General features: G+C 46.3%; 19 protein-coding genes. 17 read left to right on the top strand and 2 right to left on the bottom strand.

Going from position 1 to position 21,981, the window contains the following annotated elements; translation table 11 throughout:
• The first annotated feature begins 182 nt into the window (after positions 1-182).
• The 7 genes from PP175_RS04040 (at position 183) to PP175_RS04070 (ending at position 9,533) form a co-directional block, all read left to right on the top strand.
• Positions 183-2,258, top strand: a complete 2,076-nt coding sequence (locus PP175_RS04040; protein ID WP_272441557.1) for a hydantoinase/oxoprolinase family protein — start codon at positions 183-185, stop codon at positions 2,256-2,258.
• A 1-nt stretch (position 2,259) separates the two neighbouring features.
• The gene (locus PP175_RS04045) at positions 2,260-4,029 is read left to right on the top strand and encodes a hydantoinase B/oxoprolinase family protein (protein ID WP_272441558.1); all 1,770 of its coding nucleotides are present in this window, start codon (positions 2,260-2,262) and stop codon (positions 4,027-4,029) included.
• 73 nt (positions 4,030-4,102) lie between these two features.
• Positions 4,103-5,350, top strand: a complete 1,248-nt coding sequence (locus tag PP175_RS04050) for a Zn-dependent hydrolase (RefSeq protein ID WP_272441559.1) — start codon at positions 4,103-4,105, stop codon at positions 5,348-5,350.
• Between the two features lie 127 nt (positions 5,351-5,477).
• Positions 5,478-6,944, top strand: coding sequence for an NCS1 family nucleobase:cation symporter-1 (locus tag PP175_RS04055; RefSeq protein ID WP_272441560.1), 1,467 nt, complete (start codon positions 5,478-5,480; stop codon positions 6,942-6,944).
• 114 nt (positions 6,945-7,058) lie between these two features.
• On the top strand, positions 7,059-7,919 hold the full coding sequence (locus PP175_RS04060) for a carcinine hydrolase/isopenicillin-N N-acyltransferase family protein (RefSeq protein WP_272441561.1): 861 nt from the start codon (positions 7,059-7,061) through the stop codon (positions 7,917-7,919).
• Positions 7,913-9,388 carry a sodium:solute symporter family protein gene (locus PP175_RS04065; protein WP_272441562.1) on the top strand — a complete coding sequence of 492 codons (1,476 nt, stop codon included), beginning with the start codon at positions 7,913-7,915 and terminating at the stop codon, positions 9,386-9,388. Before PP175_RS04060 ends, PP175_RS04065 begins: the two co-directional genes overlap by 7 nt.
• On the top strand, positions 9,375-9,533 hold the full coding sequence (locus tag PP175_RS04070; protein ID WP_272441563.1) for a hypothetical protein: 159 nt from the start codon (positions 9,375-9,377) through the stop codon (positions 9,531-9,533). The genes PP175_RS04065 and PP175_RS04070 overlap by 14 nt, the downstream gene beginning before the upstream one ends.
• Positions 9,534-9,594: 61 nt before the next feature.
• On the opposite strand, the gene PP175_RS04075 is transcribed toward PP175_RS04070, so the two are convergent.
• Positions 9,595-10,086 carry a hypothetical protein gene (locus PP175_RS04075; RefSeq protein ID WP_272441564.1) on the bottom strand — a complete coding sequence of 164 codons (492 nt, stop codon included), beginning with the start codon at positions 10,084-10,086 and terminating at the stop codon, positions 9,595-9,597.
• Between PP175_RS04075 and PP175_RS04080 the strand changes: the two genes are divergently transcribed.
• The 9 genes from PP175_RS04080 to PP175_RS04120 all read left to right on the top strand — a co-directional run bounded on the left by PP175_RS04080 (position 10,063) and on the right by PP175_RS04120 (position 19,781).
• Positions 10,063-10,593, top strand: a complete 531-nt coding sequence (locus PP175_RS04080; protein ID WP_272441565.1) for a hypothetical protein — start codon at positions 10,063-10,065, stop codon at positions 10,591-10,593. The genes PP175_RS04075 and PP175_RS04080 overlap by 24 nt on opposite strands.
• A 224-nt stretch (positions 10,594-10,817) precedes the next feature.
• Positions 10,818-11,492 carry an SOS response-associated peptidase gene (locus tag PP175_RS04085; protein ID WP_272441566.1) on the top strand — a complete coding sequence of 225 codons (675 nt, stop codon included), beginning with the start codon at positions 10,818-10,820 and terminating at the stop codon, positions 11,490-11,492.
• 297 nt (positions 11,493-11,789) lie between these two features.
• Positions 11,790-13,112, top strand: coding sequence for a DUF7281 domain-containing protein (locus PP175_RS04090; RefSeq protein WP_272441567.1), 1,323 nt, complete (start codon positions 11,790-11,792; stop codon positions 13,110-13,112).
• Positions 13,088-14,503, top strand: a complete 1,416-nt coding sequence (locus PP175_RS04095; protein WP_272441568.1) for a hypothetical protein — start codon at positions 13,088-13,090, stop codon at positions 14,501-14,503. The genes PP175_RS04090 and PP175_RS04095 overlap by 25 nt, the downstream gene beginning before the upstream one ends.
• A 73-nt stretch (positions 14,504-14,576) precedes the next feature.
• A complete protein-coding gene (locus PP175_RS04100; RefSeq protein ID WP_272443178.1) occupies positions 14,577-15,206 on the top strand; it encodes a hypothetical protein in 630 nt (209 codons plus the stop codon).
• Positions 15,203-18,406 carry an AAA family ATPase gene (locus PP175_RS04105; RefSeq protein ID WP_272441569.1) on the top strand — a complete coding sequence of 1,068 codons (3,204 nt, stop codon included), beginning with the start codon at positions 15,203-15,205 and terminating at the stop codon, positions 18,404-18,406. The genes PP175_RS04100 and PP175_RS04105 overlap by 4 nt, the downstream gene beginning before the upstream one ends.
• Before the next feature lie 132 nt (positions 18,407-18,538).
• Positions 18,539-19,027, top strand: coding sequence for a DUF1186 domain-containing protein (locus tag PP175_RS04110; protein WP_272441570.1), 489 nt, complete (start codon positions 18,539-18,541; stop codon positions 19,025-19,027).
• Between the two features lie 198 nt (positions 19,028-19,225).
• Complete coding sequence (locus tag PP175_RS04115; protein WP_272441571.1) at positions 19,226-19,504, top strand: hypothetical protein; 279 nt, start codon at positions 19,226-19,228, stop codon at positions 19,502-19,504.
• The gene (locus PP175_RS04120; RefSeq protein ID WP_272441572.1) at positions 19,488-19,781 is read left to right on the top strand and encodes a type II toxin-antitoxin system RelE family toxin; all 294 of its coding nucleotides are present in this window, start codon (positions 19,488-19,490) and stop codon (positions 19,779-19,781) included. The genes PP175_RS04115 and PP175_RS04120 overlap by 17 nt, the downstream gene beginning before the upstream one ends.
• Before the next feature lie 101 nt (positions 19,782-19,882).
• On the opposite strand, the gene PP175_RS04125 is transcribed toward PP175_RS04120, so the two are convergent.
• On the bottom strand, positions 19,883-20,557 hold the full coding sequence (locus PP175_RS04125) for a hypothetical protein (protein WP_272441573.1): 675 nt from the start codon (positions 20,555-20,557) through the stop codon (positions 19,883-19,885).
• 227 nt (positions 20,558-20,784) lie between these two features.
• On the opposite strand from PP175_RS04125, the gene PP175_RS04130 reads away from it, so the two are divergent.
• The gene (locus PP175_RS04130) at positions 20,785-21,981 is read left to right on the top strand and encodes a hypothetical protein (protein ID WP_272441574.1); all 1,197 of its coding nucleotides are present in this window, start codon (positions 20,785-20,787) and stop codon (positions 21,979-21,981) included.

A 21,981-nucleotide genomic window follows, 5' to 3' on the forward strand; every position in this document is an offset into this window, starting at 1 on the left:
GGGAGATTTATGTTAATACAATATCGAATTATCAGATAAAAGTTTGCAAGATTGCAAACTTTTTCTTTATGGACACAAGAAAGCAGCGATGAAACCTTATACAAATAGGGAAAGCAAACTTGGCATGATACTTGCTAGTTCTATTCCTAAACCAAAATCCCAACGGGAAAGGAGCAATCATCATGAAATTATTCGGTGTTGATGTAGGAGGGACTTTCACTGATATTGTTTTTACCAATACAGATTCGGGAGAAACGTGGATTCATAAAACGCCGACGACGTTAGAGGATCCATCCATTGGGGTTGTGCAGGGAATAGAGGAGTTATGCCAGCGAAAGCAGATTCCAAAGGCTGAAATTAATCGGGTGTTCCACGGGACAACGATTGCGACCAACTCGATTCTTGAATACGATGGCGCGAAAACCGGGCTGGTCACCACGAAAGGCTACCGGGATATTTTACATATTGGACGCCACCAACGGCCGCAGAATTACTCCATTATGCAGGAGATCCCCTGGCAGGACCGTCCGCTGGTGCAGCGCCGTCACCGCAAAGTTGTAACCGAACGGCTTGTCCCCCCTACCGGTGAGGTTCTGGTGGAACTCAACGAGCAGGAGGTTCGCGAAGCGGTACGGGAGCTTAAAGCGGAAGGTGTAGAATCGATTATCGTTTCCTTCCTTTTCTCCTATATTAACCCCCAGCATGAAGACAGGGTACGGGCAATCATTCAGGAAGAGTATCCGGAAGCTTTTGTCACGACCTCTGCGAGCGTATCCCCGCAGTTCAGGGAGTTTGAGCGTTTTACGACTGCAGCCATTAACGGGTTTGTCGGCCCGAAAGTAAAGCTGTACATCGATAACCTGCAGACGCGTTTAAAAGAATCCGGGATCGATGCGGATTTGCATATTATGTGCTCCAATGGCGGCGTGGCGACCCCGCAGTCGGTTTCAGAAAAGCCGGTCAATACGCTGCTTTCAGGTCCGGCCGCCGGGGTGCTGGGAGGCTCCTGGTCAGGCAATCTTTCTAAGCGCAATAAGCTGATTACGTTTGATGTGGGCGGCACGAGCGCGGATATCGGCATCATTACGGAGCAGGGATATGGTGAATCGTCAGCACGGGATACGTGGATTGCCGGCTATCCGGTGATGGTCCCGATGATTGATATCCATACGATTGGGGCAGGCGGCGGCAGTATTGCCTACGTGGACGAGGGCGGCGCCTTTAAAGTCGGTCCGCGCAGCGCAGGTTCACGTCCGGGTCCGGCGTGCTATGGCCACGGCGGCACGAAACCAACCGTTACAGATGCCAACGTGGTACTCGGCCGACTGGACGAAGAGAACTTCCTCGGCGGGGAGATGTCGATTTTCCCGAATGCCGCCTTTAAGGTAGTTGAGGAGCTGGCTGATAAGCTGGAGCTCGGCGTACCGGAGACGGCGGAGGGTGTCCTCACCATCTTAAACAACAACATGGCCAATGCCATTCGGGCGAAAACCGTGCAGAAAGGGTACGACCCGCGTGAGTTTTCGCTGATTGCGTTTGGCGGGGCAGGTCCGCTGCATGCGGTAGAGGTGGCGCAGATTCTCAACATTCCGGAGGTTATCATCCCGCCTCATCCTGGCATTACGTCAGCCACAGGTCTGCTAACCACAGACTTGAAATACGACGTCATTAAAACCGAGTTTATGCTCAATACGCAGATTGACTATGCACAACTAAACCGGGATCTTACTGAATTAAAGGAGCAAATTCGCGTGCAGCTGCAGGCGGACGGCGTCAAACCGGAAGAAATTCAAGTGCTGTGCATGGCCGACTGCCGCTACATCGGACAGGGTTATGAACTCCGGGTTGATCTGCCGGATGGCGAACTCACTGAACAAAGCATCCAGAAGACATGGGAGCAGTTCCATCAATTCCACAAATCAGAGTACGGCCACTTCTTCCTGGAAAGCCCGATTGAAATTGTGAATATTCGGGTGACGGGTATCGGGCTGATGCCGAAGATTGGGCAGCCGGTTGTAATGGGGACGGGCAGCCTGGAGGACGCATTGATTAAGAAGGCCAGCGCCATTTTTAAGGTCGATGGAGAGCTTGAGACATTGGAAACCTCGTTCTATCAACGTGAGTATCTGCCGATTGGCGCCGAGGTAGCGGGTCCGGCCATTATCCTGCAGAAGGATACGACGACCGTGCTTCCTCCACATTGCACAGCGTTCGTGGAAGAGAGCGGCAACATCATTATTAAAGTTGAGGTGAGATAACGTGAAGACGGTTGAACAGGGAAAAAAGATTGATCCAATTACCGCCCAGGTCATTCGCGGCGCGTTAGAAAATGTAGCCATTGAGATGGGCCATAAGCTTGCTCGCATGTCATACTCAAGCATCATTCGGGAATCCGAGGACTTTGGCTGTGCACTGGTTGACGTCAACAATCAGCAGCTGTGCGAGTCCAGCCACAGCACGCCGCTGCAGTCCGGACCCATTCCTGGCTATGTGCGCGGAATTCGAAAAATTATGGCAGAAAGAGGCGATGAGTTCGCGGACGGTGATGTCATCATGCATAACTCCGCCTATCACGGCGCTTCGCATGGACCTGACATCGGCTTTTGTGTACCTGTATTTTATAAAGGCGAGCTCATTGGATTTTCGGTGACCACTGCACACCATCTGGATGTGGGGGCCTTAACACCCGGCAGCTGCGGCATTGTCGATGCGGTCGACGCCTATGCGGAAGGCCTTCAGTTTAAAGCGATCAAGGTGTATGACAAAGGGCGCAAGAACGAATACGTATGGCACATGCTGCGCGATAACATACGGGCGAGCGACATGGTGGTCGGCGATATGGAGGCTCAGATTGCGGCAGCTAAAATCGGCGCCCAGCGCTACCTGGAGATTGTGGAGAAGTATGGGCTGGAAACCGTGCTGGCGGCGAGCGATGACCTGATGAGCTACTCTGAAACGATGATGCGCAGTGCGATTGAGAAACTGCCGGACGGCGTATATGCGGCAGAAGGCTTCCTCGACGGTTATCTGGACAGCCCGGACCCTGCCAAACGCAACTTGAAAATTGCCGTGACCGTCACGATTGATGGCAGTGACATGACGATTGATTTGACGGGAACCGCGCCGCAAATCGACGATCGCCCGATCAATATGCCGCTCGAAGGTACGGTCGATTGCGCCATTTACTTAACACTGCGTTCGATTTTGCTCGACTCCACCATCTATGGCACGATTCCGCAGAACTCCGGCCTTACCCGTCCGGTGCGCATCGTGGCTCCTAAAGGGACGCTGTGCAATCCGATTTTTCCGGCGCCAACGATCGCGCGGTTCGGTTCCGGCAATATCGTGGCGGATACGTTAATGAAAGCGCTGAGTCAGGTTGTGCCGCGCCAGGTAAGCGCGGGTGTAGGCAACTTGAATGTTATCGCGTTTAGCGGCCTGAAAGGCGAAGACTACTGGGTGTACATGGATATTATGGAGGGCAGCTACGGCGGCCGTTCTGGAAAAGACGGCATGGATGCGGTGGATACGCTGTACGCCAATACGCGAAATAATCCAATCGAAGACATTGAATCCCATTATCCGCTGCGCATTAACCGTTATGAACTGCGTAATGACGGCAGCGGTGCGGGCAAATGGCGGGGCGGCCTCGGTTCCGTAAGAGAGGTTTCCTTCCTGGCTCCAAGCAGTTTCTCTGTCGAAGGAGAGGGCCATGCCCATGCGCCATGGGGATTTAGCGGAGGCGAAGACGGCAAGGTTGGCAGCCTCAGTTTAAATCCAGGCATCGAAGGGGAAGAAGCCCTGCCTTCCAAGATTCCGAACAGGCGTGCAAAAGAAGGAGATACCCTGCAGCTGGTTGGACCGTCTGGCGGCGGATACGGAAATCCAATGGAGCGGGATGCAGAACTTGTTCTGGCAGATGTGCTGGATGAATACATCTCCAGGGAGACGGCGCGTGATAAATACGGCGTCATCATCATGGACAGCGGAGAAATTGATTACGAAGCCACAAGTAAAGTACGAAAGTAAAGTCAGCAGCGACAGTCCCTGCGCGGTTCATTCCTCGCGGGGATTCTTTTAACTACACAGGCGGGAGGACGCGATGGTTACCACATACGCAATCAACGCAAAAAGAATCGCTGAACATATTACCCGGTTAGGGGAGATTGGGAGGACGGCGGATGGAGGCGTGCACCGTATGGCGCTTTCCGAAGAAGACCGGCAGGCGCAGGCACTGGTGACACAATGGATGGAAGAGGCAGGAATGCAAGTCCGCCTGGATAACTTTGGCAATCTCATCGGCCGCAAAGAAGGAACAAACCCGAATGCATCCCTGGTGATGCTAGGCTCCCATATTGATTCGGTTCCAAACGGCGGAAAGTTTGATGGCATCATCGGTGTGGTCGGCGCCATTGAAGGGGTGCGGGCCCTGCAGGAAGCGGGCATAGCGCTCTCACATCCGGTGGAAGTTGTCGCGTTTTGTGACGAGGAAGGCCCCCGTTTTAATGGCGGGTTATTCGGCAGCCGGGGAATGGTCGGCAGAATCGAGCAGAAGGATCTGCAGCATACCGACCTGGGCGGCATTACGCGGTATGAAGCGCTGCAGCAGTTTGGTTTGCAGCCGGACCGCATGGCTGAATCGATCCGTAAAAAAGGAGAGGTTGGCCTGTATCTGGAGATGCACATCGAACAGGGCCCTTATCTGGAGGCGGCGGGCAAAGCGGTAGGCATTGTAACGGGAATTGCCGGACCTGTATGGCTCAACATTCGGATAACAGGGGAAGCAGGGCATGCCGGAACGGTACCGATGAATATGCGGCAGGACCCGATGGTTGGTGCAGCGGAAATCATTCACGCGATTGAAGGGATATGCAGCGCAGATCCGGCGGCACCAACGGTTGGCACGGTGGGTCGCATTACAGCCAAACCAGGCGGCGCCAATGTGATACCGGAATCGATCGAGTTTTCCCTCGATATTCGTGATACGGATCCCGTGCGCAGAGATCATGTCTTTAATAAAGTGAAGGATTTTATTCAACAAGTATGTGATAAGCGAAAGCTAAAGCATGACGTCCAGGTGATGATGGAGGTTCCACCGATGAATTGCGCGTCCCACGTGATTGAGACGATGACAGAGCTCAGCCAGAAGTTATCCCTTGATGCCCCTCATATGATAAGTGGGGCCGGGCATGATGCTATGCTCCTCGCCGAGATTACCGATATCGGCATGATTTTTGTCCGGTGCCGCAAAGGGATCAGCCACAGTCCAAAAGAGTGGGCCGATACGGAAGATATCGCAAAAGGAACACAGCTGCTTACAGAAACGCTGCTCAGGTATGCCAGAGCATAAACAGGAAGGGCTAAAAGTGAACGGGGTAAAGTGACGGGCTACAGTTAACAGCCGCATAGGACGGCTGTGAGACCCGCTCCAGACCGATTGGCCCACGTTCCTAAATAAATAAGGGAGGGCAATATTGATGGATTCAACTGTAAACCCTATCGTCAATCCAGATCCTTCCTTATACAATGAAGATCTTGCGCCTATTCCAAAAGAAAAGAGGAATTGGGATTGGCTATCCTACTCCATGATCTGGATGGGAATGATCCACAACATCGTATCGTATGAACTGGCCGGAAGTTTAATTGCGATGGGTATGAATGTATGGCAGGCATTAGGCGCTGTGGCTCTCTCAAACGTAGCGTTGATCGCGGCCATATGGCTCAACAGCGTGGCAGGTGCGAAATATGGTTTGCCATTCCCGGTTTTGATAAGAGCCTCATTCGGGCACAAAGGGGCGCATGTGCCGGTCTTAATTCGTGCGTTTGTCGCCATTTTCTGGTTTGCCGTGCAGGCGTATGCCGGCAGTAAAGCCGTTGGCGCTGTCTTAAGTGTGTTATTTCCCGGGTGGGTTTCGCTTGGCAGCCATACCTTTTTGGGGATGGGCCTTAACGATGCGATAGCCTTCGGGGTGTTCTGGCTGCTGCATGCCTGGGTGATTTCCCATGGGATGGAGCGGGTCAGGCGTTTTGAAATGTGGGCGGGACCGCTCGTTATCGTGCTTGGCTTAGGTTTGGTGGGGTGGGCCATAAATATTGCGCACGGAGTAGGGCCTTTATTTTCGGTGCCGGCGAAGCTTTCCGGAGGGTCATTCTGGAGTAGTTTCTTCCTTTCTGTTTCCGGGATGATCGGTGTACTGGCTACCTTGGTGTTGAACATTCCAGACCTTACCCGTTTCTCCCGCAGCCAGAAGGATCAAGTCATCGGCCAGGCAGTGGGGTTACCCGTGATGATGACCTTTTTCGCTGTGATGAGCATCATGATCACGGCAGGAACGATTATCGCTTTTGGCAAGCCAATAACCGATCCGGTCCAGCTGTTGCTCCAATTTAAGAGCCCTGTGGTGGTGCTGCTCGGAGCGTTTGCCCTGCTTATTGCAACTCTCTCTGTTAACGTAGTGGCAAACGTCGTGTCACCTGCATACGACTTGATAAACTTATTTCCTAAGAAGCTCAATTTTGTGAGTGCAGGTATCATCTCGATAGCGATTGGTGTACTGTTTGCTCCCTGGCTCTGGTTTAATAACGCGGGCACTATTTTTAATATCGTAGGCGCCATCGGAGGTATGTTAGGACCGGTGTCTGGAATCATGATTGTAGATTTCTATTTAGTACGGCGCCGTGAATATGACCTCAATAGTTTCTTCGTAAAAGAAGGGCAGTACACATTTAGCAACGGGTGGAACCCGCAGGCCTTTATCGCAATGGCTTTAGGTGTAATTGTAGCCTTGATTGGGCTTGTGGTTCCGTCTCTGCAAAGCCTCTACACCTATAACTGGTTTTTAGGGATCGCAGTCGGTGGAGTCTCTTATTTCTTCTTGATGCGGTTGAAGCAAAGCGAGTTCGTGCCCGAGCAACTGAATCCAATAGAACAAAATGAAGCTTGAAAAGCTTAATTTCCGCTGGAAGCATCTGTTGGCAGCCATTCTAATGAGACGAATAAGCGAGTGAAAAAGAACCCCTAGGCTGGTTCTTTTTCACTGATAGCAGATGGAGGTGCAATGTTGATACCAGGATGTACGATTGTGGCGATTCGAAACGGAGAAAATTATCTTTTGGCGTCCAACAGTGATAATCCATGGGATACCAGGACGAGAGTGCGAGTGGTTGAAGGGGATAAGGGTCGGTTCGTTGGGACAGAACTTATTTGTCCTGATGATAACCTGCCATGGTCCAGTATGATTACGAGAGGAATAAATGATAGAGGAATTGCTTTTACTTTTGCCTATGTCGATTGCAGTCCGGAATTCTACCAGGGAGGCATTGGTTTTAAAGAGTTCGGCCATCACATTTTGAGTGGTTTCCAATCATTGCAAGAGATTGAACACTATTTACGGCATGAGCCTGTGCAAACTCACGGCAATTTTCTTTTCGCTGATGATCAAGGCAATCTATTAGTAAGCGAAATTCATCCAAAGAAGAAGCATTTTCAATGGAACCCGGATACTGTCGTGATTCGCACGAACCATTTTATGAATCTTCCTTTTGTTAATGATAAGGAAGTAGCGGAAACCTGTTCCATTCTACGCTATCAATCAGGGATGCATAGGCTCAGTGAAGGCAAACGGGAAGGTGCAGTTGAGTTTTTACAGGCTTTACTTTGCAACCATCATTTACAGGAACATACGTCTGCTTGGGGAAGTTCAACCTGTAATCATGGTGATGCAGTAGGAACCGTCAGTTCGGAAATTCTTGACCCTCTAAATAAGGAGATTTTCTATTGCTATGGCCCTCCTTGTGGAGAGGGTGGAGACATGCAAGCATGGGGCAAATATGTTTCGTTCCAATTGAGTGGTTGGAGTGAAGGAGAACTAACAACGATAAATGGAGAAATTTTAAGCAAGGGGGTTAAGTCATGCTAAATAGCGCCATTGGGTATATCACGATGTTCGTTTTTGGAATTATTATGGTTTTAATTTCTATAGCTATGAAGCGAAAGGGTAAAAATAATCTGGATGATTTTTTAGCTGCACGTGAAAGTATGAGCTTGCCTATGACCATGAGTTCTTTAGTGGTCGTTTGGGTTTGGAGCAGTTCCCTGATGGGGGCAGCAGAAGGAGCCTACAAGTTTGGCGTCGCTGGTTTTTATATGTATAGTTTCTCGGTTCTTTTGTCCGCGTTATTGCTTGGGTGGCCTATTTTTAAGAGGGTACGCAAGATAGCCCCTTCCATCAGTACATTGCCTGAATTCATGAAATTGAGATTGGGAAAAAAAGCCCATCTCGTTTTCGCTATTGTGGGTATCCTGCAATCCTTCTTCTGGGCAGTGCTGCAGATTACTGCCATCGGGCTTGTCATGAATGTTTTGTTTGGCATTCCTCATGCAGCTGCCGTTATATTAGGCGCGCTCATTGTTACCACCTATGTAACAATCGGCGGGTTAAGGGCATCCATCGGAACAGATGTTGTGCAGTTTGTTATGCTGCTTCTTTTGCTGGCGATCATCATCCCTACCACGTTGTGGGTAGCAGGCGGGCCGAGTGAAATCTACCAGGGACTGGCGCATTCCTCTGTTAAAACAGCAACGCTGCTGTATACGAAAGAAAGTATTACGGGATGGCTATTCGTTAGCATTCTTTCTTTTCTTAACTATGCGATTATTGATCAGAGTGTATGGCAGCGCGTATATGCAAGCAAAAAAGGAACGGAATCGAAGCTGATTCTTGGCACGACATTTTTATGGCTGCCGATTCCTGCGGTTGCAGGTCTAATCGGGATGATCGGTTTGGCTAAGGGAATTAATGTGAACCCTTCGGAGGTCTTTCCTGCGGTTGTGGGTCAGCTGCTTGGTAGCTGGGGAGCCTATGCCATGGCCGTCATCATGATTGCCACGATTTTGTCTACTACAGATTCCTGCCTTAATGCATTGTCGACGCTCATTGTAAGAGATATTTACATTCCTTATATTAGAAAAAATGCTCCCATGGCAGCAAGCCAGGAAATGAAAGTGGCACGTGGTGTCGTCATCATCGGTGGGTTATGTATAGCGGCATTTAGCCTGGCGCAAGTCTCGATATTGTACCTCAATTACGCAGTAGGCGCATTAACACTAGCGATGACGTGGCCATTTGTTTTATCTGTGTTCATCAAGAGACTGAATAAAACGGCAGCCTTTTGGGGATTGGTGATAGGTACGCTTTCAGCCCTCTATTTTGCCGTACTTCCTGGGGCGGGACTCATTGAACCGGTGCTTCCTTTGTGGGTAGGTTACTTAATCTCACATATTATTGCTGCCGCCATCCCGTTAATCGGTACATTATTTTCACCTGATCACAACTTTCAATATCATCAGGCATTCCATGAGGGGGGAATCGTAAATGGCATTGAGTGAAGGTGGTTTTATTGTCATCACTTATATCCTGCTCATCTGGTTTATTGTCTCTAATCTACTATTAGCCTGCTACTGTTTTAAAGAGTGGGTTTTCGGAACATCAAAAAGACTAAAGCTTGTGCATCCGAAGAATGAAGGTAAATGAAGTAGCAAAGGCTCCCCGTCCGGGAGCCTTTATCATATAGCTGTGAAGATTCAATACCAATTCACGAGCCTAAATTTTTCAAATGCGAGAATAATACTTCTGGTTGGGAAAAGAATGGTGAATGGTCTGTATCCATAGTAAGCACTTGTCGACAAGGTGTTTTGGTGTGCATTTCTCGTTGGCACTTTGTGGAGATTGCATTATCTTTAAGCGTCTCAATATAAACACGAGGAACGCTGCCAAAATTATGTTCCGTTACGCGAGCAGGTGTGATAAAGGGTGATAGTGGTTGCAAGCAAAGTTTTTCTTCAGCTTCCAAACTATCATTTTCGGAGCATTCACCATAAAACGTATCCTTTATAAGATGCTTTTCAAGTTTTAATAAGGTTTTATCTTCACTAATGACAACTGCTGGAGGAATATCTTTTTTGTCATTTTCCAGTATTTGCAACAAATTTTGTTCGTTCGTTGGAAGAAAGGCGCATACATAAAAGAGCAATTGAATTTTCTCAGGACAATATTCAGCCGTTTGGGTTATAACAAGTCCTCCCATGCTATGCCCTACCGAAATAACGGGTTCGGATTCCTCATCCAATATCTCGCATATACTGTCGGTGTAAAGCTGGATGGCAATAATGATGAAGTATTGGCTTTTATCTATAAATTCGCTTCTCAACGAATTCCAGTTAGCTCTTATTTTGGCACAGACAATTCAGTGGATGTATTGATGTTTTATTGTGTTCATGTTTTCAGTCAAGATATCTATTATTTAGATCAAGAGCGGGCTATTGTTATCTATAAGCAGGAAGAAAACGAGCTTCATCTATTTGACATTATCAGTCAATCCCCAATTGATATTCATGATATATTGGTAAATATTTCTGGTAAAGATACAACTAAAATCGTTTTTCATTTTACCCCAGACTATCAAAATATAAGCACAGAAAAGAACACTTTCCATGGGAATGAAGTGTTGTTTATGAAAGTAGCAGAAAAAGAATTCAATCTCATGTCAAATGATAATGTAAACAATGTAAACAGGGAGAGCATAAATTTATAAAAGGCCTGTCATATTTACTTAATACAAATTGGTTATATTCAAATAGACCCTTGTTAGCAAACAACCTTCTCTTAGGCGCAGACTGCAGTCTGCGTTTTTTTCTACCAAAAAAAGCGATCATCCCTACGGATCGCTTCGTTGTGTATAATTATATTGTAAAATGTATCGTTCGCTGTAAGCTGGAGATGGGTACAATGTAAAGAAAACACTAAAGGAGAAACCTTATGTGCGGCCGATTTACGTTAACTACACCTTTGGATGTTTTGCTAGATCGATTCCAAGCGACAACCGCAATTGAAGATTATACCCCTCGGTACAATATCGCTCCGTCCCAGCAAATTCTTACGCTGATAAATAACGGGAAAGAGAATAGGCTTGGCTATCTTAAATGGGGTCTTATCCCTTACTGGGCACAAGATCCGAAGATTGCCTATAAAATGATAAACGCCCGTGCTGAAAGCATTGACCAAAAGCCCAGCTATAAACACTCTTTTAAAAATAAGCGCTGCTTGGTTATCGCAGACAGCTTCTATGAATGGAAGAGGGAGGACGGCAAAAAAAGCCCACACAGGATCCGCCTGAAAAGTGAGCAGCCTTTTGCTTTTGCTGGCCTATGGGATAAGTGGGTGTCAGGGGACGGGGAACCAGTCTATTCCTGTACGATTATTACGACAAAGCCAAATGACTTGATGGCATCCATTCATGACAGGATGCCTGTCATTCTTACAAAACAACAAGAGAAGATATGGCTGGATCGAGATGTGAAGGATACGGACTTGCTTAAACGTTTCCTGGTCCCCTATGATGCCAAGGAGATGGAAGCTTATCAGGTTTCCAACTTGGTCAATTCTCCAAAAAACGAAGTTGCTGAATGTTTGCTCCCCATAAATAGTTTGTAGAAACCGTAGCAAAATTTTAATGCACCCGTAACATAAAGTTAACATCCATAAGCTATATTTAAAGCACCCCCATATTTTACATACCTTCCCTGAGCTACGAAAAACGAGGCGATCTTATAGATGGATCGCCTCGTTGACTATTATACAAAGTGAAAGGCGCGGAATGGTTGTTCCGTGTCTTTTTTGATTGCAAATGCTTTTCGCACTTCTCTCTATTAATATTCTAATATTTCCATTCTATCTAACAGGTTCATTCTGCTACTATAATAGATATAAAAGTGAAAAAGAGGAATGGGTATGCTGGATCCATCTACTGCGGCTTATATAGAAAAATTTATTTTAAAAAGTACTGAACAGCTTGAACTCATAAATCCATCCCCTTCCGATTCTCCATTTACGGAAGTAAACATAATCAAACAAACGCAAAGAACGTTTCGGATAACCGGCGTGCTCACGCTAGGTTCTAACGTCACGAATAGTGATGATGAAAGCCCCGACGACGAGTTGAAGAACATGAAATTAGCGCCAGGAAAAAAAGTAAAATTGGATGACCATGATCCGACTACACTGAGATGGATGGAGAGCGGCTGGATCATCAAAGAAATTCGCTTTAAAAACGACGGCAAAACGATCGATTCGATGCATTTCCGAATGGGCTATCGCTTGTACAACTATGAGCAAGTCCAAGCTCAGAAAAAGAAGGACGCACTTGAACAACAGTTTGAGTCCTGGAAACTGGGAACAGCATCGCTAGAACATACACCTGAACACCATTTTTCACCCAGGCGCAACAAAGGCATTCAATCTTTGCTAACCACTATCGATCAACTGAATCGGCTAGCCCTTCACGAACTGGAGATTTCAACGCTTTTCCCATACAAGTGGTCCATACCAAAACGATTGAAATTTCTTCATTTTGTATTAGCTTTCTTACAGTTGTGCCTTACGAAAACAGATTTTGACTGGAAAGAAATCGGGGCCAGTTATTATAAGAAAATCGGCGGCTCAAAGGAATTTGATCCGAACAAAGAAGAATATATCGCCACGCTGGAAGAATGGGCACAGTGTCCGGCGGCTTATCTTGGGCTCACCAGCCTGGGAAAAATCACGCCGTTGTATTTTTCAGGCGAGATCGAAGGTCATTATTCGTCCTATCATTTTGGCCCTGTACATGCGCTGACCGATTTATCGATCGCTGAAGAGGAATATGCAACGACAGCCGCCACACTGTGGCTGGTTGAAAATCGGGCGGTTTTGACGCGATTCACTGCTGAAAAAGACTTTATCAAACAAACGAATTCGCTTGTTCTGTGTGTGGATGGCCACCTGAGAACGTCGCATAAGCAGTGCATACACCAGCTCTTAAAAAATAGTGCACTTCACCAAGTCATCATCTGGAGTGATTATGATCCGGACGGCCTGCAAATCGCAAAAGAGCTATATACGGCCGTTTCACAACACGGCACTCTTAACGTTAAATGGATTACCCATAACCATCAAGTGATCACAAACTGGCAGCAATATGAGGATTACATGCTGGCCTTCTTAAAACATCACCAAGCGGAACAGGAACAAGTAACAGGGGGTGTAGAAGATTGGAGAAAGTGGATCGGCCTTTAATCTCCATTTTTCAAACGGGTGAATCGTCTCCCGAGGTCATGCAGTCGATGCGGGATATTGCGTCTTTATCAGGTGTGTTGAGCGATTTAGGTTCACAAAATGCCTTTCAATCGCCGGCTGAAATTCTTCGCTTTCTGCGCATCATTCAATTAATCAATGAAGAAGCGCTCGGCCTGGATGACCCGATAGAAAATGCCGAAATGGTTTATTACCGCTATCGAAATCGTTATCATGACCCGGAATCGCCCTCGAAAAAGAAAGTCGAGCAAATCGTCAACGTTCTGGTGAAGTACAATTGGATATCGAAACAGTCGCGGCAGCTGAAGATGAGGGATGTCGGCAAACGGATGATGGATGCGTTGATTCGGATGGCGAACGACTCCCTGGCGTACTACATGCATGATGATATAGGCCGCTCCCTGTTTCAGGCGAGGCGTGATGCCGAATTAAGCGAAGCTTATGACGATCATGGGATTTCCGGCGGCAATAAGATTGCCAGCATGATCCGTAACGTTGAAAATGCCATTCAATTAATGAAAGAGCGCGAACTGGAAATGCTGGCCGATCGCAATGCGCTGCCGCAGCTCGAAATCATTCATCAGTTAATGCAAGATTTAGAAGTGAAATTGCAAGAACGTTTTCGGCAGTTTCAAACGGTAGAAGACAGTCTGATTCTTGCCGATTTGATGCAAAAAGGAACGGCTGTTCTGGCAGAAGGAACGAATTTAAGCCTCGGGATGATCAATAAATATTTAAAGTTTACCCATATGCAGAAAACCCCCTTATCCTCAACGATACAGCCGGAGAAAGTCCGCGAGTTCATCATTCAAATGTTTGATCCGCCTCTTGACTCCGATGTTCCCAATGCTTTTCAATTACTAAGTTTTATGGAACAGGGCCAGTACGAAGAGGATGCCGTTGATGGGTTATGGATTCCGGTTAAGTTTGCCGCCCCTCTTTCTGCGGCTGCGATAGACGATGCGGTGAATTATCTCGAAACGTATGAGCCACTGGTGGAACCTATAGATTTAACGGAAGAAGAAATCGTCTATTCATTAGAGGAAATTTCCAAAGACCAAATGGAAGAATGGATGGGTGAGTCCAACTGGCTGCTGACGAAAGCAATGATTGAAACGGAAGCGATTGAATTGTTTTTAGACAAACAAGAAGAAGCACCAATGGAACAAGTCATCATTGAAGCTACTTCGTCTCAGTGGAGTGATGCTGTTAATGCACTCACGGCCATTTCTGCTTTGGTCGGCAATAAAAAAATTACGATAAAACAGCCGGAGCAGGGAAAGCAGATGCCAGCATACGAAAGAAAATGGGAGTGGATGAATCGTGAAGATGGATCCAATATCATCCGGAAACGAAGGGATCGGAGTGAATGAGCAGGAGCAGTTGGGGGATGCCAAAAATGATGAGTTCAATGTGAACCCATTAAATGTGAATCCATTAAATGTGATGCAGTCGTTAAAAGGCATCCTGTCAGAGGAAGAGGAGCTGGCCTTTATGCATATACTTTTCTCGTCCTCTGCTTCCATCCGATCAGGAAACTTTGGCCTTTCCAGAAAAGAAGTTGAAAAACAGCTTCATATTCAGGGCAATAATGATAAATTTGACTCTTTCTTAGCACGGGTGAATCAAGCTGTGAGCCGCTATTTTCAAGTGATTTACGATCAACGGCGCGATCAAGTCGTAGCGTTAATGAGAGTACCGGCCCGAGCCGCCCGCAGTACGTTAACCAAAGAAAGTCTATCGATTCTTTTGTATATGTTTTACCAGCAGGAAGTATTACAGCATGAATTTACCCTGTTTGATCAGTTGTTGAACGCTTTTGGACATGAAACAACCAAAGCCAATCAACGCATTTTGTTGAATATCGATCCGCTCAAAAAGATTGGCGCCATTGAAGAATATGATACCGATTCACAGGAAAAAGCCTACCAGCTTACAGCCATAGGCGTACACATGTTTTCGGATTCGTTTTTGCGGCGTGCAACGGAATTCAGCCAATCCAATCAATTAAATAAAGAAGAAGTTTTGAAATTCTTCCGGCGCTATAATCTTTATCAGAAAGGGGAAGACGAATGATTCCATGGCGGCTTACTTTTTCAGGGATCCGTGATTATCCCCCTACCTTACTAGATTTATCCGGCATAGATAACCATGTGATGATCACCGGGCCAAATGGGGCAGGCAAGTCAACCCTTACCTTTTGCATGGGAGCTGTCTTATATTCCGCCAAAGTCGATGTTGAGGGCTTAAAATCCCGCAATTTAGCGGCCGATGAAACGTGGAAAGCAAGCATCTCCTTTCTTTTTAAGAACGACGGGCTGATGAGAATTGATGCGCCGGCGTTTATTGAGTTTACCTTAAAAATGTCCCAGGATCCCGGACAGCCGCTTAAAAAAGAGTTTTCCATTTCAATCGGTGAACAAATGGATGAATGGGAGGAGACAAACACCTACACGTCTGGGGATCGCTATTACAATTTTTCAGCTTACAAGAGAGATCTACAGTATAAATATAAAATCGACCCGGATCTATTCTATCTGATCTGGTATCAGCAAGAAGTGAATCAGTTTGCGGTCATGAACCCGGAGGAGCGTTTCCGTATTTTTAGTGAAATGCATGGCATTGATAAAATCCAGCGAGACTGGGAAGAGAGCACGGAGAAATTAAAAGAGACACAGGAAACGCTCCGGTTAGCCGAAACGAATGTAAAACTCATGAAATCCGAGCTATCCATGAAAAAAACGGCATTAGACCGTTTTCTTGATAATCAGAAACGGCTGCATGACGGCGGAAAACTCTATATTGAATCGTTGCTTCAGTTAGAGGTTCATTTTAAAAAAGAAAAAGAGAGAATAGAAGAGATTGTGGAGCAGCTGGCCCAGGAGATTGATGAGGGGAAAGATCAACTGGCGTTGAAAAAGGGGCTACAGGAGAAATCAAAGGAATTGCTGCAATCCTTACAGAGTGAGCAGGACCAACGGGAAGCACAGATTGAAGAAGAAGAGCAGAACTTAAAAGAAATGAGCCGGTGTATCCAGCAGATTGAAACCAGAATCGAAGAGCTGGAGAAAGAATTAGAGACGATCACGTCAAGAAAAAACCAGCTGACCAGAACAGAGGAAGAAGTGAAAGCTGCACTGGAAAACCTTTTAGATGAAAAGGTGAAAACCAACAGTGAGTTTGAGCGCACGCAATCTTTATTGGATGGGCGGCAAGAGGCGTGGCACGACAAGGTAAAAATCATTGCCACACTCAAAGAGAAGGTGGCAACTGATCAAAGATTAGAAGCAGAACATCTTGAGAGATTGCGACAGTATAAAAGCAGCCACACGGTACAACAAACGATCGATACACTTGATAAAAGAATTGCAGCCAACAAAGATGGTAAATTAAATCGGTCCCGAAATCTCGAAGAGTTAAAAGAAGAACTCGCTTTGCTTGAAGAGGGGCGTGATTTGTCGGTCCGCCAGTTGGAGTCAATGAGATTTTTTCGTTCACATCAAGTAAAAGCCTACCCATTGCGTGAATTAATTGAGCTGGACGAGACAGCCCGTTTAAGTGATGAGCGGCTGTATAATGCGATCAAATATACGATTTTTTTCAATGGAACAGAGGTGAATCCACCAAACGATCTGTACCATGTGCCCCTCATGAAAGTCGTACCGGACCGGCTTATTGACAGCTTGCCAGCCCTTCATTTAAAGGTGAAGGAAGGGCTTCCTGAAAAAGAGCTGCCGCACGCGATTAAAGCGCTCTGGTGGGTGGAGCAATTTTTCAAAGACGGAGCTTTTTCTATTAAAGATGGAACCTTAACCGATCCGGTGGGCATTCGCGGTCCGCAGGAAAAAGACCGATTTATTTTGAGTGTAAAGGCAATAAGGGCCCGCAAACAGGATGTGGTACAGCAAATCGATAAGCTCACTCAGCAGCTCGCTGAACTAGACCGGCAAATCCAGGCTGATACCAAGACTCTACAGGAACTCAATAGCATTATTCACCAAGTTCGGCAAGCGGAAGCGTTCATGACGAATGAACATGAGCGCGTGCTCCGGAAAAAGAAATGGGAAGAAGAAGCTGAGAACGAAGAAAATATCCAACATGAAATAAAACAATTAGAAACGAAAAAAGACCAGTTGATGCGCCTGCAAGTTGAGCAAGAAAACTTAGAAAAAGTATTACGCGATGAAGCGGCCGTATACGAAGAGTATGGCAAGATGAAAGGCAAGTATGAAGAATTGAACGAACTCCGAAAGCAATCTGGCGAGCAAAAAGCCCTTCTAAGAGAACGAAAGGTTAAGCTGTCCAACCTTGAAGAAGAACTCGACGAACTGGGAAGGAAAGTCGGCCAGACTGAGCGGAAACTTCGAACTATAGAGAATGAGCTGGAAATGGCTGAACATGACCTTTCGTCCAAATCGAGACAAAAGCAAAACTATGTAGACCAGATCGAAACAACCGATCAAGAACTTGTACAAGTTATACAAGAATTAACGGATCTAAATAACATCATCCCGGACATTTATTCTGAAACCATCGCGAATGTATCTTTAGATAAATCGGCCTCGCTTCATCAGTTGAAGAGCGATCGGGAAAGAGGCCGGGTGATACTGCACCAGGCGAGGACGGAACATGGCATAGATCCGGCCGCACCTGAAAATTACGAGACCGTTAAACAGGAATATGAACGCCTGGACAATGAATATAAACGGACAAACATTCTGCTGGAACAGGACATCGAACGCACGGAACAGCTAAAGGATCAATTGGAAACAACCATCAACATGCGTGTGCTTGAGCTGCAGCAGCGGTTTAAGTCGTATATGAGCCATTTTCAATTTGAAGGGGATATTAGCTGGGAATCGTATGAGGACCGGCGTGCGCGCACCCATTTTAAACTGTATATTAAAGCTCGCAAAGAAGGCCACCGCGGTTCGATGGAGGATGTCAGCATTAAAGCGCGCGGCGGAAAAGTTGGAAAAGGGGTGTCCGGCAGGGAAGAGTCACTCAGCTCGCTCCTTTTTGCGCTGGCACTTCTGCAGAATCTTCAAACCGCACCGGGATTCATTGTTCTTGACGAATTTGACAGCGCGCTGGACGAAAATCGCAAAGTAAAAGTGTTTGATTTGTATGTGCAGGAACTAAAACGTAAACTAATCATTTTAACGCCGAAGTCGCACGAAGAAACGTATTTAAACCGTTTTACGAAAGCTTTTGTTGTCCAACACGACCCAACCGTTCCGAGAAGTAAAGTTGTGGGGATCGTGAAAGTGGATTAAGGTTCAACATGGGGAATTAATTGAAAATGACACTTCTTTGCGCATTCCGAACTTAACATCTACAAGTTGCGTGGTAACGATATGGGAATGAATTAGATAGATAGCATATGAATAGAAAGGAACTATCTACCGATGAAACATCTAATTGAATCTATTGAATATAACAATGGAAAATTTCCTCGAAATGAACTACAACAAATTATCGAGAGAAAAGATGAAGCTATTCCTTATCTTATTCAGATTGTGGAAGAGGTGAGAGCTAATCCTGCAACGTTCATTGAAGATCAGAACCTTATCAATCATATATATGCCGTTTATTTGTTAGCACAATTCCGAGTAAAAGAGCTATATCCCTTATTGATAGATATTTTAAGCCTGCCTGATGAAATTCCAGATGAAATTTTTGGCGATACGATTACTGAAGGTATGGCCAGGATCCTGGCATCCGTCTGTGAAGGCGAAATATTACCTATCCAGCGTCTTATTGAAAACACACAAGTGGACGAATATGTTCGTGGACAAGGATTGCTTTGTTTGGTAATACTGGCTTTGAATGAGCAATTGGAACGCGGCGAGGTTATGAGTTATTTTCAGCAGCTACGAATGGCAGCTAAACCATGAACCAATAAACCGTGGTGATTTGTGTTTTGCATAGCGCTGTTGTGTCTAGAATACATAAACACGGCAATGATGGGAAATTCCGGCCCAGTATGCCAAGACATGTATATTGCTATTGTTATATACAATCCGTTTATGGGGGATTAGAACTTGTTTCCTTTGTGATATAATGGAAACAGTGACCGAAAGGCGGTGTTATGTATGAGTGTGGACCGCGAACAATTGAAACGCATGATTGACGAAATTCCTGAGCAAGATGCCGCAGAAGTTCTTGATTTTATCGGGTTTTTAAACATGAAGCGAGAACGTGCAGCTATCCAACAATTGAATGTAGAAGAACTTTCTCAAGATGAGGGACTTATTCGACAAGTCCAACAAAGCCGCGCAGATCGAGAAGCTGGACGTGTTTATGGGCAAGAAGCGGGCCTCGAGTATCTTCGCATGAAGATGAGGGAATTTGAGCGTGGACAAAGTTTATAAAGTATTCTGGTCGCAAACAGCCTTAGATGAGTTAGCTGGCATTCTCGCATATCCACCTGAAGTGAAGGAAAAAATTTATCTGGATGCCCAGGCTCGATTGTCCTTTATGCCTACTCTTTCCGCCAAACAAATACCTTCCGGCATATTGAAAGGTTATTGGGCAAAGCTCGGGCTTTATCAAGTCATCCTTGTATTTGAGGTTAATGAAGAAAAATCGGGTGTTTGGATCGTTGCAATTAAACATAAACGGGAGAATGTTTATTGGAAAGAGAAGTAATACTCTACGACAGCATAAGGCTCCCTGTTAATTATGGGAGCCTTATTTTTCTGAAGGCGTAGTACGGAATTTGTTTATGTTGATTCGAATGTCGTCGCAGGTCAGTTTAATTTCTCTACGCCGATCATGATTCCTGTGTCACTCGGATTTTTCAGCTGAATGTTCGTAATAAACCATCCTTCCCCCCGCTCTGTAGACATTTTCTTAATGGTTACCATGGCTTTGCCTGTACCGATGGTTTTTCCCTGCGCAGTCAAATCGTAATCAAATGTATATTGAGTGGTTTTGCTGTCCACCACTTTCGTTTGAAGAGCATGCACCGCGCCCATATGCGGGCTGGAGCCACCCGTAACCCAGTAATGTTCGTTAAACTGAGTTAATGTTTTTGCCCGCAAGTCAGGGGAGAACACGGCATATTGAAGCGAACCGTTGCGCTCTTGCACCCCTTTTACCCATGTGTTGAGCGCATCCTGGGGCTTGCTGGCCCTAAATGCGTCTTCAAACCGCAGCACCTGGTGTTGTAAATTAGCCGCCTCCGGCAGGGTAACCCTTACCTCGTGTTTGCTGGCATTATACACGGCCTTTCCTTTAAATTCCGCTGCAATCCGATCAATTGGCGCGTATACTTTGCCGTTCTCAACTTTTAATTCCAGCTGACTGGCAACAAAGGGCACCCCATTAATAAATAAGTTTAGCGCAGGCGCCGCCAGTACAGAACCTCCGATAATAACAGAACCCAAAATAGAACCAAGGGCAATTTTCCATTTCGTATTCATTTGACTCCCTCTTTCCTTTCCGAATTTAGCTTTACTATAAGTGGTTTTAAATCAGCAGAAGTTACGAAGAAGTTACATAACTTTTTATTCCATTTTCTTCCTAACTGCATTACAATAAGCCTATCTCCGTTTAAATTAAATCGCCATCCTTATCTTGTAATCCTTCTGTAACCGTTTAAGACGCTGCATTCGCTATGATATAGAGAGAATAAAGAGGGGAAAAAATCATGAGTCCAGTCCTAACGCGAATTGCGGCGATGGCCGCCTGCCTGATACTATCCGGATGCAGCCTTTTTCCATCACCTGAAACATTAGTAACCGCTCCCCAGGCAAATGTTCAAGCGTCTGGCAATCGTGATAGGCAGCAGATTGCCCAGCCGTTTATTCCGCCAGGTTATCGCCTCATTGCCGGGCAGCATCAGGATAACCTGCCAGCTGTCAGCCAGTTTGACGTAGACGGGGATGGTGTACCGGAACTCCTTTGTACGATTGCCTCCAAAACCAATGGCTATAACGGCGGTTTTTTTGCGTTAAAGAAGATCGGGGCTCAATGGAAAAAAATGTTTGAGCTTACCGGGGAAGCAGCCAGCGTTTATTCGTTTACACAGGCTGATCTGATAGGTGATGGCAAGAAAGAATTACTCGTGAGTTATTTTGTCGGTGGATCCGCCGGTGAATCTGTTGTCGCTTATTCCTGGCAAAATCCAACGCTTAGACCTCTTGCCAGTGTGATGGCTAACCGGCTGGAACTTGAGGATATGCCTGATAAAGTGGGCAAACGAGACGGAAAAAGCGAACTGGGCATCTGGATAAAAGACACAGGCACTTTCTACATCGTGGACGTACTGCGCTATGAGAATGGGCGGTTTGTGCCTGCAGAAGACGTATATCCGTACTACTTTAAAAAAGTTGCCTCCTATTATGAAAGCTTATCCAGCGGGAATGGGCAAGAAAGCAAGAGCGTGAAAAGTCCGCTGCTTTATTATTATCTTGCGGACGCATATGTAAAAGCTGACGAATACCAGAAGGCACTTGCTGTGTGTGATCGGGCAAGGCGTGAGTTCCCCGCTAAAGAAGTGAGTCCCGCTCAGCAATCCTACATTGAGAACCTTACGATTGTACGCGGAATTGCCCTCATCGGCACAGGCTCATTTAAAGAAGCGGAAAAGATACTTCAGCCTCTCGCAGATAAGCGCACCACACCGGGAGCCGGCCAGCCGGCAGCGTTTCCCACTATATTGGAAGCCGCTTACTATATGGGTAAGGCAGCCCAAGGACAGCATGAGGATGCAAAGGCACGCGCTTGTTATAATCAGGTTCTGCTTATGGCTAAGAAAACCATAGATCCATACGATAAAGCGCAGCAGGAGCGCTGGGTGGAAAAAAGCAGGCAGGCCTTACAGAAGCTCTCTCCTTTAAAGTGA

The organism is Aneurinibacillus sp. Ricciae_BoGa-3 (assembly GCF_028421645.1).
Classification (GTDB): Bacteria; Bacillota; Bacilli; order Aneurinibacillales; family Aneurinibacillaceae; genus Aneurinibacillus_B.